Annotated in this window: 11 protein-coding genes; 10 read left to right on the forward strand and 1 reads right to left on the reverse strand. The window is 50.5% G+C overall.

Annotation, left to right across the window (positions count from 1 at the left end; genetic code table 11):
• The first annotated feature begins 219 nt into the window (after window positions 1-219).
• Both srtB and V7M78_RS00430 read left to right on the forward strand, forming a co-directional pair.
• On the forward strand, window positions 220-972 hold the full coding sequence (gene srtB, locus V7M78_RS00425) for a class B sortase (protein ID WP_333645475.1): 753 nt from the start codon (window positions 220-222) through the stop codon (window positions 970-972).
• Window positions 973-1004: 32 nt separating this feature from the next.
• The gene (locus V7M78_RS00430) at window positions 1005-1985 is read left to right on the forward strand and encodes a Gfo/Idh/MocA family protein (protein WP_333645476.1); all 981 of its coding nucleotides are present in this window, start codon (window positions 1005-1007) and stop codon (window positions 1983-1985) included.
• An 87-nt stretch (window positions 1986-2072) separates the two neighbouring features.
• On the opposite strand, the gene V7M78_RS00435 is transcribed toward V7M78_RS00430, so the two are convergent.
• On the reverse strand, window positions 2073-3875 hold the full coding sequence (locus V7M78_RS00435; protein ID WP_333645477.1) for a sigma-54-dependent transcriptional regulator: 1803 nt from the start codon (window positions 3873-3875) through the stop codon (window positions 2073-2075).
• Window positions 3876-4126: 251 nt separating this feature from the next.
• Here V7M78_RS00435 and V7M78_RS00440 point away from each other — a divergent pair, with 251 nt between their 5' ends.
• The 8 genes from V7M78_RS00440 (at window position 4127) to clpB (ending at window position 14730) form a co-directional block, all read left to right on the forward strand.
• Complete coding sequence (locus V7M78_RS00440; protein ID WP_333645478.1) at window positions 4127-5380, forward strand: four-carbon acid sugar kinase family protein; 1254 nt, start codon at window positions 4127-4129, stop codon at window positions 5378-5380.
• 45 nt (window positions 5381-5425) lie between these two features.
• Entirely contained in the window at window positions 5426-6586 is a 1161-nt protein-coding gene (locus V7M78_RS00445) for a sialidase family protein (RefSeq protein ID WP_333645479.1), read from the forward strand.
• 63 nt (window positions 6587-6649) lie between these two features.
• On the forward strand, window positions 6650-7813 hold the full coding sequence (locus V7M78_RS00450; protein WP_333645480.1) for an iron-containing alcohol dehydrogenase: 1164 nt from the start codon (window positions 6650-6652) through the stop codon (window positions 7811-7813).
• A gap of 30 nt (window positions 7814-7843) precedes the next feature.
• On the forward strand, window positions 7844-8752 hold the full coding sequence (gene dapA, locus V7M78_RS00455) for a 4-hydroxy-tetrahydrodipicolinate synthase (protein WP_333645481.1): 909 nt from the start codon (window positions 7844-7846) through the stop codon (window positions 8750-8752).
• 18 nt (window positions 8753-8770) lie between these two features.
• Window positions 8771-9844 carry a 4-hydroxythreonine-4-phosphate dehydrogenase PdxA gene (gene pdxA / locus V7M78_RS00460; protein WP_333645482.1) on the forward strand — a complete coding sequence of 358 codons (1074 nt, stop codon included), beginning with the start codon at window positions 8771-8773 and terminating at the stop codon, window positions 9842-9844.
• 336 nt (window positions 9845-10180) lie between these two features.
• Window positions 10181-11458 (forward strand): SLC13 family permease, encoded by a 1278-nt coding sequence (locus V7M78_RS00465; protein ID WP_333645483.1) that lies wholly within the window; start codon window positions 10181-10183, stop codon window positions 11456-11458.
• Between the two features lie 139 nt (window positions 11459-11597).
• Window positions 11598-11951, forward strand: a complete 354-nt coding sequence (locus tag V7M78_RS00470; RefSeq protein WP_333645484.1) for a VOC family protein — start codon at window positions 11598-11600, stop codon at window positions 11949-11951.
• 190 nt (window positions 11952-12141) lie between these two features.
• Entirely contained in the window at window positions 12142-14730 is a 2589-nt protein-coding gene (gene clpB / locus V7M78_RS00475; protein WP_333645485.1) for an ATP-dependent chaperone ClpB, read from the forward strand.
• The last annotated feature ends 50 nt before the right edge of the window (window positions 14731-14780 follow it).

Consider the following 14780-nt stretch of genomic DNA (forward strand, 5'->3'; position numbering starts at 1 on the left):
AAATACAAAAAGCCAAAAACTGCATAAACCAAAATAGTTACATATAACGAAATAGCTATATATAACAAAACAGCTACATAAAACAAAACAGCTACATAAAACAAAACAGCTATATAAACCCAAATATTTATATAAACCAAAATATCTATATAAACCAAAATATCTATATAAAGCAAACAAAAATACATACAACAGAAATAAGCACAGGAAAAGTTAAAAATGAATATAAGATCAAAATGCAGCAGAACCAAACATCTCCTGTCAATTTTCTGGCTATCCGGATTTCTGGGGTTTAGCTTGCTCTTATTAACGCACATTTATAAATACAGGAAAGGAAGTGAGGAGTACCGGGAACTTAACCGTATTTTGTGGAAAAACCGGACTGAGTCTGGAGAAAATGTGGACTGCAATAAGGATATTTTATTTGAAGACAGTCTAAAGCAAATAAATTCTGACTATATATTCTGGCTTTCCATCCCCGGTACTTCTATAGACTATCCAGTAGTAAAAAGTGCTCTTCCGGGATACTATCTGAACCATACCTTTCAGGGAAATGAAAATTCCTGCGGCAGCCTGTTTGTGCAGGGAGAAACGGAACAAACAAATAGAGGAAATACGGTCATCTTCGGTCACAATATGAAAGACGGCTCCATGTTTGCTGATTTAAAACACTACAAAAACAAGGACTTTTACGAAAACCATAAAATCCTTCATATCTATTACAACGGAAAAAGATATGAAGGGTTTATTTTTTCCTGCCAGATAAGAGACGAGGAAGAGCTGGAATGCTATCAGACTGAATTTTCAACCATCGCACAAAAACATGAATTTATTAGCAGCATGAAAGCCTCTTCTCTCTACCCCATCCCCGTCTCCCTCCCCGAACAAGCCTCTGTCATCACCTTGTCAACCTGCTATGGAAGATCGGAAAGAATGATTGTACAGGCTGCACTGGTGTGCTATACTGAATAAATAAACAAGACACATATATGGAGGTATAAGACATGGAGCCATTAAAGATAGGAATTATGGGAGCAGGCGGAATTGCCTCAATACTGGCCAATACTATGGTACAGATGCCGCAGGTGGAATTGTACGGAGTTGCCTCCAGAAGCCTGGAAAAGGCGGAGGAGTTTGCAAAGCGTTTTTCTGTAAAAAAGGCGTATGGAACCTATGAAGAACTTGTGCAGGACCCGGACATTCAGTTGATTTATATTGCCACCCCCCATTCTGAGCATTGCAGCAATGCCAAATTGTGCCTGGAGAATGGAAAGCATGTTCTTTGTGAAAAGGCTTTTGCTGCCAACGCTTCCCAGGCTGAGGAAATGATTTCTTTGGCAGAAAGCAAGAACCTTTTGATTACGGAAGCCATGTGGGTACGTTATATGCCTATGGCTGAAACTCTGAAAAATGTGTTAAACTCAGGCATTATCGGAGAGCCCATGACCCTTACAGGAAATCTCTGCTATCTGATATCTCATAAACCCAGGCTTATGATGCCGGAACTGGCTGGAGGGGCCCTCTTGGATGTAGGGGTTTATGCCCTTACTTTTGCTTCTATTGTCTTTGGGGATGATATTTCAGAGATTCATTCCACTGTTATTAAAACAGATACAGGAGTGGATGCGCAAAGCAGCATTACCCTGTGCTATCCAGGCGAAAAAATGGCTATACTCAACAGTTCCCTCCGCGTGATCTCTGACCGTCAGGGAGTTATTTACGGGACAAAGGGATACGTTATTGTTGAAAATGTAAATAATTTTGAAGCCATCCGTGTGTATGACAAGGATCGTAATCTGGTTGAAACTCACATCAGGCCGGAACAGATTTCAGGATACGAATATCAGATTCAAGCCAGTGCAGACGCCATAAGAAATGGCTGGACAGAGTGCCCGCAAATGCCTCACCAGACGACTCTGAATGTTATGAAGGTTATGGATGAATTGAGAAGGCAGTGGGGAATCAAGTATCCCTTTGAAGATTAAGAATAAAGAATTGCTATAAAATACAAAAGCTCTCCGAAGCAAAACCGGAGGGCTTTTATATTTGGAGAAGGGATTTTGCCGAAGCCATCATATGAACGTGTCGTCATCCCCATTTTTATTCAAATAACGCCACAGCGTCGTGCGGCTGATGCCCAGCTGGCGTGCGGCCGCCGCCCGGTTACCATTGTTGGCAGTAACCGTCTGCTGTACCACATCGATGATGATTTCTTCCAGCGTGTGATCGGTATTCACCGGGACAGCGGCCGGAGCGGTACTGCGGCGCAGCGAACGCTCCTTGGTCAGCAGTTCCGCCACAACACTGCTGCGTATATAGGTCGAGGTCGTCAGTGTAGCCAGCGTCTGCAGTATATGCTTGAACTGTGTATAGTTATTTGGCCAATCATATTGGCGCAGCATCTCAATGGCACGCGGTTCGAAGCCGGAAATCTGTTTGCCCAGCTCAAGGTTCAGGCTGCCGAGGTAGAGACTTGCCAGCGAGGAAATCTCATCGGAACGGCTGCGCAGTGACGGCAGATTCAGCGTCAGACAGCCTAGCTTGGTACTGAAGCGGTGCACCACATCGGGAACTGGTTCACTGTCGCGGCAGACACTGGAGAACAGCAGTCTCACCCGGCGGGCAAGGCCGGTCTCCTGAATGGCAGCCAGCAGTTCAGGAGCGCGTGCTTCAGGCAGAGATTCAAAATTCTGGAAGTAAACCGTGTTGCCGGTCGCATTCAGCGGCGAATTGTAGTGGCTGAGCAGGAAATCCCAGCTCTTATCGTTCATCATTTCGCAGTTGACCAGCACAAAGGGCTTGTTTGCCAGAGGACTGTGCAAATACAGAAACCGGGCGATCTGTTCCTTTCCTGTGCCGGGCTCCCCTTTGATCATAACCGGCTGGCGTACGGCAGCCAGCGTCTGAATTTCAGCATCCAGGGTTCCCATAGCCCCGCTGATACTGTAAAAGCTGTTCATAAACAGGTATTCACATTCCCCCTTGTTCATGGAGCGCAGCCCTGCCCAGTGGGAGTGCAGCGGAATACGCGACGGCACGCAATAGAACAAATAGTACCGCTCGGTGTCCATCAACAGCGTCTGAGCAGTGATGCTGTACAGTTGGTCGCGTTCAATGCGGTAGAATTTCAGTGAACCGCTGGCCGGCACCTCACGCAGATGTGCACGCAGCTCTTCAGACAATCCGGCGGACAGCTCGTCCGGACTGCTGTAGAATACAGTCCCGCTGGTGTCCAGCACCACCACACAGCCGTTTTGATCCTGTGTAATACTGCGCAGGAACATATTTTCCTGCCGCAGACGGCCGAACCACAAGCTGATGTCCAGCGCCTGATCGATGGCGGCGTGCAGGCTCTCGACGCCTGATGTGATCAGGAAGGCGTCCAGCTCCATCTGGCGGGCGACCCTGTGGGTGACCATGTCGCAGACAACCATGCGGTACCCGCTCTGCTTGAGCCGTTCCAGTGTGCGGGTGACCTCATCGGCGCTGTGTACCGTTAAAATGTCCAGATTACAGCCCAGTAAATCGCAGAGGGTGTGGGCCGGTTCCGTAATGTTGGGAAAGCCGACAATGGCGTACAGATTGGAATAGTTTTCAGCCAGCTTCATGGCGCGCAGCACATCGTAGACAGAAAGATGAATTTCGACCACCGGCAGGTCGGTCACCTGACGGATCAGTACCGCAGTACCGCCGCGGGAGATGATGCAGTCATAAGCGTTAGGCGGCATGCGCTTTACAATGGCAACGCCCTCATCAAGGTCGCCGGTATAAACATCCATCTGTATATTCGGGTAAGCCTGTGCCGCACGCTCCATAGCGGTGTGCATACCTTCGTATGGAGCAATCCCCAGAATGCGGGTTCGTGTTTCGACCATAGCGGGTTCCTCCGTTTATTTTTGAGACTATTATAGCAGGGGGTTACACAAAAAGCACTACATATAAGTTTCATTTTAAAACGATTTATAAATAAATTTATTCAAAACTACTGAACCGTTTAAAAGTGAAACGTATTTGCTGATTTTTTTCAATGCCAAGCCCCGCTAAATAGGGCATAATGATAGCACAGAATAAAAAAACTGCTCCGGCGGCCAACTGCCGGGCAGTAAGAACAGAGAGGGGGAAACCCATGATCCTTCTTTTGATTATTGCGGACGATTTCACCGGTGCGCTGGATACAGGGGTGCAATTTGCCGCCCGGGGAATCCGGACACGGGTGGTTGTGGAACCAGATGTGGATTTTACCGCCTGTGAGGCGGAGGTGCTGGTCGTGGATACCGAGACCCGCCATCTGCCGGCGGCCAATGCTTATGATGGGGTCTTCAGGCTGACGGAACGTGCGCTGCGTGCGGGTGTCAGTTACATTTATAAAAAGACTGATTCAGCCCTGCGCGGTAACATCGGCGCCGAGCTGGCCGCCTTGCTGAAAGCCAGCGGCTGCAGGTATCTGCCGTTTCTTCCGGCTTTCCCCCAGATGGGACGCATTACCCGCGGTGGAGTACACTATGTAGACGGTGTACCAGTGACTGAAAGCCCCTTCGGCATCGACCCATTTGATCCGGTAAAGCATTCAGTTGTAACCGATCTGATTGCCGAACAGTGCGATCTGGCAGTCAGAAGCTTCCCCGCCCTGGCAGCAGGGGACAGCGTGCCCCGGGATGAAGGTATTCTGGTATTTGATGCTGCCGATGACGGCGACCTCTATAGTACGGGCTCTCAACTGCTGGGTCAAGGGGGGCTGCATATCATGGCGGGATGTGCCGGCTTCGGCGCTGTACTGCCCGAGTTGCTGGGTATCGCTGCAGAAACGCCCCGCCCTCTGCCGGAGCTTGATCCGCGGCTGTTAGTGGTCTGCGGCAGCGTCAACCCTATCACGCTGGCTCAGCTTGACAGAGCCGAAAGCGCCGGTTTCACCCGCCTGCGCCTGACTCCGCGCCAGAAACTGGAACCTGGCTACTGGCAGAGCGGCGAGGGCAGAACAGAGCTGACCCGCATCGAGGAAATGCTGGCCGCCAGCCCTCACTGCATCATTGAGACCAACGACCGGGGCGGCAACCAGCCGACTGCAGATTATGCAGCCAGGCTTGGCATTGACCGTGAGACACTGCGTATACGTATTGCCGGCAGCCTGGGCTGTCTGGTCAATTCAATCTTCACAAGCCCTTCTCTGGGAACCCTGCTGCTGACCGGCGGTGATACTCTGCTGCAATGCATGAGCTGCATCGGCGTCAGGGAACTGGAACCGCTCTGTGAGCTGGAAAATGGCGTTGTGCTTGCCAGCTTTACTTACAACGGCTGTACCCGTCATGTCATCACCAAATCAGGCGGCTTCGGACAGGAAAGTCTGCTGACTGATCTGGCAGCGCGCATTGCACGACACTAAGTAACGCTGCTTCCACTGCAGCAACATAAGATTGGAGGAAAAAATATGGCATATCCAAAACTTCCTGGCTTGACCTGGGATGGAACCGTTTACGAAAATGAGGAAATGGGCACATGTGAAGCACTGCTTCCCACCGGCGGTTATCCCACCGCACATGCTCCCGCTATGGTGGAACTTCCTGACGGAGATCTGCTGTGCTGCTGGTTCGCCGGTACATACGAGGGCAGCGCTGACATCCACATCATCTGCTCCATTCTGCCTAAAGACGGCCCGGCATGGCTGCCTCCCGTGGACATTTCCAATGACCCGGCCCGCAGCGAGCAGAATCCTTCGCTGTTCTACGGACCTGATCATGCTGTCTGGGCAATGTACACCGCCCAGCTGGACCGCCAGGAGGGCAAAGACAATATGCAGTTCACTGCAGTCGTCCGCTGCCAGAAGAGCACCGACGGCGGCAGAACCTGGGGGCCTTATGAAACGGTTTTCCCGGAAGAAGGCACTTTCTGCCGTCAGCCTATCCAGATCCTTTCCAACGGCCGCTGGATATTCTCCAACTGGCTCTGCACCGATTCTGCCGACGGCCTTTCCGGTGATCCCACTGCGTTCCGCATTTCGGACGATGAGGGAAAAACGTGGCGTATGGTCATGATGCCTAAGAGCAACGGTCATGTCCATGCCAACATCATTGAACTGGAACCGGGGCATCTGGCAGCCTTCATGCGTAACCGTGAGGCCTACCGTATTCATCGCAGCGAATCCTTTGACTGGGGCGAGACATGGAGTGAACCGGCCCCCACACCGCTGCCTAACAACAACTCCAGCATCAGTGCCGTCAAGCTGCAAAGCGGCCGTATTGCCATTGCACACAATCCTACCTGCACACCCAATCCCCAGACCGGCAAAGCCGCATGGCCTGGCCTGCGCTGCCCCGTGGCAGTGGCCTTGTCCGAGGACGGCGGCCTGACCTTCCCCATCATCCGCTGGATGGAGCGCGGCGAGGGCTTCGTGGGTGATGAAAATAAAACCAACAACAAACAGTATGAATACCCCTACATCATGCAGAGCCGCGACGGCATGCTGCATCTGGCCTATGCCGCACGGACCCGTCAGGGCGTCAAGTACGTCCGCTTTAGCGAGCAGGACGTCCTGGGCGAGAAGCGGGAGAGTGTGGGCGTGTACAACCCCACTGCAGCCCAGAACCGCTGATCCTCTGCCGGGCTTTACCCACCGGCATACAGATACTCAACCCAAACCAAGGAGGCCTTTATTATGCTTACCACCTATAACCTGAAAATGCCCCACGCCGTCTATGGCGGTGAAAACGCCATGGAAAACATCACCGCGATTTTGAAAACCAACGGTGTCAAACGTGTGGCCATGTTTACCGATAAAGGTATCAAGGGCGCCGGTCTGTTCACTCTGCCCGAAGAGGCCGTCAAGGCGGCCGGTGCTGACTATTACGTGCTCGATGACCTGCCGGCGGAGCCCAGCTATATAGAAGTGCAGAAGCTGGTTGATCAGTTCAAGGAAAGCGGAGCTGATATGATCGTCGCCTGCGGCGGAGGCAGCGTTATGGACGCAGCCAAGCTGGCCAGCGTGCTGGTTACAGATGAGTACGGCGTTAAGGAGCTGCTCGATGAGCCGGGACGCGCCAAAAAGTGTGTGCCCATTATTCTGATACCGACCACAGCCGGCACAGGAGCCGAGGTCACGCCCAATGCCATCGTGGCTGTGCCCGAAAAAGAGCTTAAGGTCGGCATTGTCAACGAGAACATGATTGCCGATTACGTGATCCTGGATGCCCGCATGATCAAGAATCTGCCGCGTAAGATTGCTGCCGCAACCGGTGTCGATGCGCTGGCTCACTGCATCGAATGCTTCACCAGCAACAAGGCTAACCCGTTCAGCGATCTCTATGCGCTGGAAGGCCTGGACTTAATCCTCAATAACATCGAAAAAGCCTGTGACGATCCTGACGCAATGCAGGAAAAGAATTGTATGCAGATTGCAGCCTACTACGGCGGTCTGGCTATTACCGCCAGCGGTACAACTGCTGTGCATGCCCTCAGTTATCCACTGGGCGGCAAGTACCACATTGCCCACGGCATTTCCAATGCCATCCTGCTGGCACCGGTTATGCGTTTCAACGAGCCTGCCTGCCGGGACCGATTCGCCGTTGCCTATGACCGCTGCTGCCATGATGAGGTCAAGACCTGCAAGACCGCAGCCGAGAAATCCGCATGGATCATCAACCGGCTGGAACAGATTGTCAAGCACCTTGGCATTCCCGTCAGCCTCAAGGAATTCAACGTGCCGGAGAGCGACTTAGACAGTCTGGTTCAGTCCGGTATGCAGGTGCAGCGCCTGTTGGTCAACAATCCGCGCCCTGTCACGCCTGAGGATGCCCGTGCACTTTACAAACAGATTTTATAAAAGCATTTCATAAAAACAAGGAGGAATCTCATGAAAGCAATTGAATTGAAAGGTATTATCCCGCCGATTATCACACCCATGCACGAAGACGAAAGCATCAATGTGGCCGAGCTGCGCCGTCAGGTTGACCGCATGATCGAGAACGGCGTCCATGCCCTGTTCCCGTTTGGCACCAATGGCGAGGGCTACATTCTCAACGGAATGGAAAAGCAGCTTGTACTGGAAACGGTCATTGAGCAGTGCAACGGCCGTGTTCCCGTCTATGCAGGCACCGGCTGCATTTCCACCAAGGAGACGATTGAGCAGAGCAAGATGGCACAGGCTGCCGGTGCAGACGTGCTTTCCATTATCACCCCCAGCTTTGCCGCCGCCAGCCAGGATGAACTGTACACCCACTACAAGGCTGTAGCTGAAGCGGTTGATATGCCTATTGTGCTGTACAATATTCCTGCCCGTACTGGCAATGCCTTGGCTCCTGCTACCGTAGGCCGTCTGGCCGAGATTGACAACATTGTCGGCGTGAAGGATTCCAGCGGCAATTTCACCAACATTCTGGGTTACATTGACGCCGGAAAAAAGAAAACCAACGAAAAGTTTTACACCCTGTCCGGCAACGACCAGCTTATCATCTGGACTCTGCTGGCAGGCGGCACCGGCGGTATCGCAGGCTGCGCCAACGTCTACCCCCATACCATGGCCTCTATCTATGACCTCTTCATGGAGGGCAGGATCGAGGAAGCCAAGGCAGCCAACGAAAGCATTCAAAGCTTCCGCGCCTGCTTCAAGTACGGCAACCCCAACACCATTGTCAAGACCGCGACCCGCCTGTTGGGCTACGATGTGGGACCATGCCGCGCACCGTTTAATCAGGTACCGGAAGAAGGCATCAAGGCTTTGAAAAAGGTTTTGGATGAGAACAAAGCCAAGGGTATGCACTAAGAAAGAGGAGGTACGACCATGAACGAAAAGCCGATTGTCGGTATTACAATGGGCGATCCCGCCGGAAACGGGCCTGAGATCACCGTCAAGGCGCTGGCTCATGCCGACGTCTATGACCGCTGCCGCCCTATTGTGGTCGGTGACGTCAAAATGATCGAACAGGCGGCCCATTTCGTTGGCCGTCCCGATATCAAGATCCACCGCTGCGAAAAGGTAGGGGAAGCATTGTTCACGCCCGGCACCATTGACGTGCTCCATCTGGAACTGATTTCCGATGTCAAGGCATTTCCCATCGGGCAGGTCAGCATCGAGGGCGGTAACGCTGCATTCCAGTGCGTAAAAAAAGTTATCGAACTGGCGCTGGACGGTGAGGTAGACGCCACCTGCACCAACGCACTGAACAAAGAGGCCATGAACAAGGCTCTGGAATCCTGCAACGGTGAAAAGTCTGACGGATACACCCACTTTGACGGCCATACCGAAATCTATGCCGCTTACACGAATACCAAAAAATACACCATGATGCTGGCTCACCATGATTTTCGCGTTGTGCATGTTTCCACCCATGTTTCGCTGCGTGAAGCCTGTGAGCGCGTCAAAAAAGCGCGGGTTCTCGAGGTCATTGAGATTGCTGACAAGGCCTGCAAGAATATGGGCATCCAGAATCCTAAGGTTGCTGTCGCCGGTCTGAATCCCCACTGCGGTGAAAAGGGACTCTTCGGCACCGAGGAAATGGAAGAAATCAAGCCCGCCATCGAGGCCGCCAGGGCCGAAGGCATCAATGCCATGGGTCCCATTCCGCCGGACAGTGTTTTCCCCGAGGCGCTGGGCGGCTGGTATGACATCGTTGTCTGCATGTACCACGATCAGGGACACATCCCTCTCAAGACCGTTGGTTTCGTTTACGACCGCGAAAAACAGGCGTGGAAGGCCGTGGAGGGTGTTAACGTCACATTGGGTCTGCCAATCATCCGCACCAGTGTAGATCACGGCACCGGCTTTGCGCTGGCTGGAAAAGGCACCAGCAACGAATTGAGTCTTGTCAACGCTATGGATTACGCCGTTCGCATGGTGAACGGCCGCAAGGCATAATCACCCGCCAGATACTTTCAAGCGGGGCTGGTGCCCCGCTTTTTTAACATAACGAGAAAGTTCTGGCATTAGGAGCTTTGCTCCCTGAGAGTGTTTTGATTTGAAACAAAATTGTCCGGTTTTCTCAGTGATGTTTCAAAAATTAACGTATCTTTACGGATTATTTTAAAATATTTTGAACTCGTTTCTAAATTGAACATATGGGACGGCTTCTTTTCTTGCTGCCCGATACAGCATTCTGTATAATTTAGATAAGTTAATATTGTACTGGGTTGTGCAAAATGGCAAATATCTGCACACGGTACCAGCTGTTAAGAAACAAGGAGGAAAACAAAAATGACACTTCCAATGATTATTGCTCTTGCAATCACAGTATTCATGGTTATTCTGATCATGACAGACAAACTGCCTTTCGGTGCACCGCCTCTGCTTGCGTGTCTGCTTCTGGTTACCTTTGGCGTGGCAGATATTAAGACCGCTTTTGCAGGCTTCTCCAACTCCACCATAGTTATGCTTGCCTCCTTTATGGCGATCATGGCCGCCCTGCAAAAGACCAGTTTTATCGCCACTTTTAAGAACGCCATGTATAACATGGCAAGCAAGGGCGGTTTCAAGGCCTATTTGATGCTGATTTTGATTGTCATGCTGGGCTGCAGCCTGTTTGGCACCGGCTCCACAGCATACTATGTTTTGACAATTGGCCTGCTCTCCACCCTTCCCTATAATAAAAAATTGCCTCCATCCAAGGTGGTAATGACTGCCGGTTTTGCCGCCAACCATCCCTTAATTCCGTTGAATGTGGCACTTCAGTACGGTATTGTTCTGGCAGTTCTTAACAGTGCCGGCGCACTTGCCGAGGTTTCTATGGTAAAGTTTACTGTGGTTAACTTTATCCTTTCCATGGGTTTTCTGTTACGGTGCCTGCTTGCATATAAAACCCTGCCTGACCATCCGATTGCAGAGGCAACGGAGGAGGTTGCTGCACAGGGAACTACTGCTGTTACATTCCCCAAATGGAAAGAGTACACGACATATATTGTTTTTGTAGCAGCTGTTGTGGGTATGATCCTGCAGAGCTCCATCGGAGATGCCGGTTATGCCATTCCGGGCCTGTCTGTTGCTGTTCTGCTGGTTATCGGTGTCATGAACTTCAAGGAAATCCGTGATGCTATCTGTTCCCCCATTATTCTGATGTCCGCAGGCGTTATCGGCATCGCCGATGCACTGGGCAACACCGGCCTGACAAATCTTGTGGGCCAGACAGTGGCCAATATGCTGGGCACCGGCATCAATCCTTTCGTCCTGGTGTTTTCCTTCTGTATTCTTACCAGCGTGCTGGCAACCCTTACCGGTTCCACAATTGGCACTGTTTATGTTTTCGCACCTCTCGCAATTGCCACCTGCACCAACCTGGGATTAAATCCCGTTGCTGCTGCGGTTGCAATCGTCATCTCCGGCTGGTGCGGTCACTTCCTGCCAATTGACGGTATGCCTGCCATGGTTATGGGCGTTGGAAACTATAAACTTACGGAATTTTGGAAATTCACCATTCCCATGTATTTCATCCGTTTGCTCGCTTTGACAGCCGGTGCACTTATAATGTTCCCCATGTAAGTACATAGGAAGCGGGACGAAACAAACTTTGCTGGTTTCGTCCCGCTTCCGCGGTGGGCCCCCTGAACATGCAAACGTGTTCGTCCGCCTGGTCATTTGTGCAAAATAAAACAATAATTGGAATTTTAGAGAAAGAGGTATGATGATGAAAAATAAGTTTGAGCTGGAACATATCGGTATCAATACCCCAAATCCAGAGGAAGCAGAAAAGCTGGCACAGCTTCTGAGCATGATGTTTAATCTGGAACCCCGCCACGGACAGAAGTCTGAATTCAGCGGGCCCTATTTTGAATGTATGAAGGCTCCTTTTCTGGGGACAAACGGCCATATTGCCATGCGTACAGCCGATCTGACTGCCGCTGCAGAAGAATTGAAAGAAAAAGGCTTTTCTTTTAATATGGACACAGCCGCCTATACTGATGACGGCAGGTTGAAAAACGTTTATCTGGACGGCGAGTTTGGCGGTTTTGCCATTCATATTATGCAGAAATAAGGGATTTAAGTGCCCGGTCACTGGTATACTACCAGTAGCCGGGCTTTTTTCTGCATTTATTCCATTGCAGCAGAAAACCAAAAGATTTATTAAAAAATTGTCTTGACACAAGAAAAAATGTTTGTTATATTACATATAGAACAAACAATAATGATGGAAGTACATGGAACAGAAAAAGGAGGGTACTCTCATGAATATCAATAAATTTACACAAAAGTCTGTGGAAGCCGTCCAGAGATGTGAAAAGCTTGCCTATGAGTACGGAAACCAGCAGATTGAGCAGGAACACATGCTTTACAGCCTTCTGACCATAGAAGACAGCCTGATTTTAAAACTGATTACTAAAATGAACATACAAAAAGAGCAGTTTACCAATGAGGTGTCAGGTGCCATTGAAAAGCTGCCAAAGGTGAGCGGAGGCAATCTCTATATCAGCAATGATTTAAATAAAGTTTTAATCAGCGCCGAGGATGAGGCAAAGGCCATGGGAGATGAGTACGTTTCCGTAGAGCATCTGTTTCTTGCTATGCTAAAGCAGCCGTCCAGAGCCTTGAAGGAACTGTTCCGGCTTTACGGCATTACCAGGGAAAGCTTTCTGACCGCATTGTCTACGGTCAGGGGAAACCAGCGTGTGGTAAACGACAATCCGGAGGCTACCTATGACACATTAACCAAGTATGGGTACGACATGGTAGAGCGGGCCAGGGAACAGAAACTGGACCCGGTCATCGGCCGTGACAGTGAAATCCGGAATGTGGTCCGGATTCTTTCCAGAAAGACGAAAAACAATCCGGTTCTCATCGGTGAGCCTGGAGTGGGAAAGACAGCCGTAGTAGAAGGTCTGGCCCAGCGTATTGTCCGGGGCGATGTACCAGAGGGATTAAAGGATAAAAAGCTTTTTGCTCTTGATATGGGTGCACTGCTGGCAGGCGCCAAGTACCGGGGCGAATTTGAAGAGCGTTTGAAAGCGGTCCTCGATGAAGTGAAGAAAAGCGACGGCCAGATTGTCCTGTTTATCGATGAGCTTCACACCATTGTAGGAGCCGGTAAGACAGAAGGGTCCATGGACGCAGGAAATATGTTAAAGCCCATGCTGGCAAGAGGCGAGCTTCACTGTATTGGTGCCACCACACTTGATGAGTACCGACAGTACATTGAAAAGGATCAGGCTTTAGAGCGGCGGTTCCAGCCGGTTATGGTAGATGAACCTTCTGTAGAGGACACCATTTCTATATTAAGGGGTCTGAAAGAGCGGTATGAGGTTTACCATGGAGTGAAAATCACGGATTCCGCCTTAGTGTCGGCGGCTGTCCTGTCTGACCGCTACATCAGCGAGCGTTTTCTGCCGGATAAGGCCATTGACCTGGTGGATGAGGCCTGCGCCATGATTAAAACAGAGTTGGATTCCATGCCTGCGGAGCTGGATGAAATGTCCAGGCGGATTATGCAGATGGAAATTGAGGAAGCTGCCTTAAAGAAGGAAACGGACCGTTTAAGCCAGGACCGTCTTGCAGAGCTTCAAAAAGAACTGGCAGAGCTTCATGATGAATTCGCCTCCCAAAAAGCCCAGTGGGAAAATGAAAAGGCTTCTGTAGACCGCTTATCTTCTCTGAGGGAAGAAATCGAAGCCATGAACCGGGAAATCCAGGCGGCCCAGCAAAAATATGACTTAAACCGTGCCGCAGAGCTGCAATACGGAAAGCTCCCACAGCTTCAAAAGGAACTGGCAGCGGAAGAGGAACGGATTAAGAACCAGGATTTAAGTCTGGTTCACGAAAGTGTGACAGAAGAAGAGATTTCCAGAATCGTGTCCAAATGGACCGGTATCCCTGTTACCAGACTGACAGAAGGGGAAAGAAATAAGACCCTTCACCTGGATGGAGAGCTTCATAAACGGGTTATCGGCCAGGATGAGGCGGTGCAGAAGGTGACGGAAGCCATCATCCGCTCCAAGGCAGGAATCAAGGACCCGACAAAGCCTATTGGCTCCTTCCTGTTTTTAGGGCCTACGGGTGTGGGAAAGACAGAGCTTGCCAAGGCTCTTGCGGAAAGCCTCTTTGATGATGAGAACAACATTGTCAGAATCGATATGAGCGAATATATGGAAAAGCATTCTGTGTCAAGGCTCATCGGAGCGCCTCCAGGATATGTAGGCTACGATGAGGGTGGCCAGTTGACGGAAGCTGTCAGGAGAAAGCCCTATTCCGTAGTGCTCTTTGATGAGGTGGAAAAGGCACATCCCGATGTGTTTAATGTACTGCTCCAGGTTCTTGACGACGGACGTATTACGGATTCCTCGGGAAAAACCGTTGACTTTAAAAATACGATCATCATTATGACCTCCAACATCGGCTCCCAATATCTGCTGACAGGCATTGATGAGGCAGGAAACATCAGGGAAGATGCAGAGGCAATGGTTATGAATGACTTAAGAAACCATTTCCGTCCGGAATTCCTAAACCGTCTTGATGAAATGATCCTGTTCAAGCCCCTTGACAAGGAAAACATTGCAGGAATTATTGATCTGCTCCTTGCAGACTTGAATAAACGGGTTGGAGACCGGGAGCTGAGGATTGAGCTGACCGATCAGGCTAAGGAATTTGTGGTGGAACGGGGCTATGATCCGGTTTACGGCGCCCGGCCACTGAAGCGTTATTTGCAAAAGCATGTGGAAACGCTGGCAGCCAGAATCATCTTAGGAGATGAAGTGCGGGCCGGAAATGTGATCGTTGTTGACGTATCGGAAGACGGTCAGAGGCTGATCGCTTATCTGGAATAAACAAAAGAAAATAAATGGATATGAAGGGGCCGTTACAAAAACAATGTCAA

It is taken from the genome of Lacrimispora sp., from assembly GCF_036758025.1.
GTDB lineage: Bacteria > Bacillota > Clostridia > Lachnospirales > Lachnospiraceae > Lacrimispora.

Excerpts from the sequence above, each read along its gene's own strand:
- srtB (WP_333645475.1), top strand. The coding sequence starts at position 220 with ATGAATATAAGATCAAAATGCAGCAGAACCAAACATCTCCTGTCAATT.
- V7M78_RS00430 (WP_333645476.1), top strand. The coding sequence starts at position 1,005 with ATGGAGCCATTAAAGATAGGAATTATGGGAGCAGGCGGAATTGCCTCA.
- V7M78_RS00435 (WP_333645477.1), bottom strand. The coding sequence starts at position 3,875 with ATGGTCGAAACACGAACCCGCATTCTGGGGATTGCTCCATACGAAGGT.
- V7M78_RS00440 (WP_333645478.1), top strand. The coding sequence starts at position 4,127 with ATGATCCTTCTTTTGATTATTGCGGACGATTTCACCGGTGCGCTGGAT.
- V7M78_RS00445 (WP_333645479.1), top strand. The coding sequence starts at position 5,426 with ATGGCATATCCAAAACTTCCTGGCTTGACCTGGGATGGAACCGTTTAC.
- V7M78_RS00450 (WP_333645480.1), top strand. The coding sequence starts at position 6,650 with ATGCTTACCACCTATAACCTGAAAATGCCCCACGCCGTCTATGGCGGT.
- dapA (WP_333645481.1), top strand. The coding sequence starts at position 7,844 with ATGAAAGCAATTGAATTGAAAGGTATTATCCCGCCGATTATCACACCC.
- pdxA (WP_333645482.1), top strand. The coding sequence starts at position 8,771 with ATGAACGAAAAGCCGATTGTCGGTATTACAATGGGCGATCCCGCCGGA.
- V7M78_RS00465 (WP_333645483.1), top strand. The coding sequence starts at position 10,181 with ATGACACTTCCAATGATTATTGCTCTTGCAATCACAGTATTCATGGTT.
- V7M78_RS00470 (WP_333645484.1), top strand. The coding sequence starts at position 11,598 with ATGATGATGAAAAATAAGTTTGAGCTGGAACATATCGGTATCAATACC.
- clpB (WP_333645485.1), top strand. The coding sequence starts at position 12,142 with ATGAATATCAATAAATTTACACAAAAGTCTGTGGAAGCCGTCCAGAGA.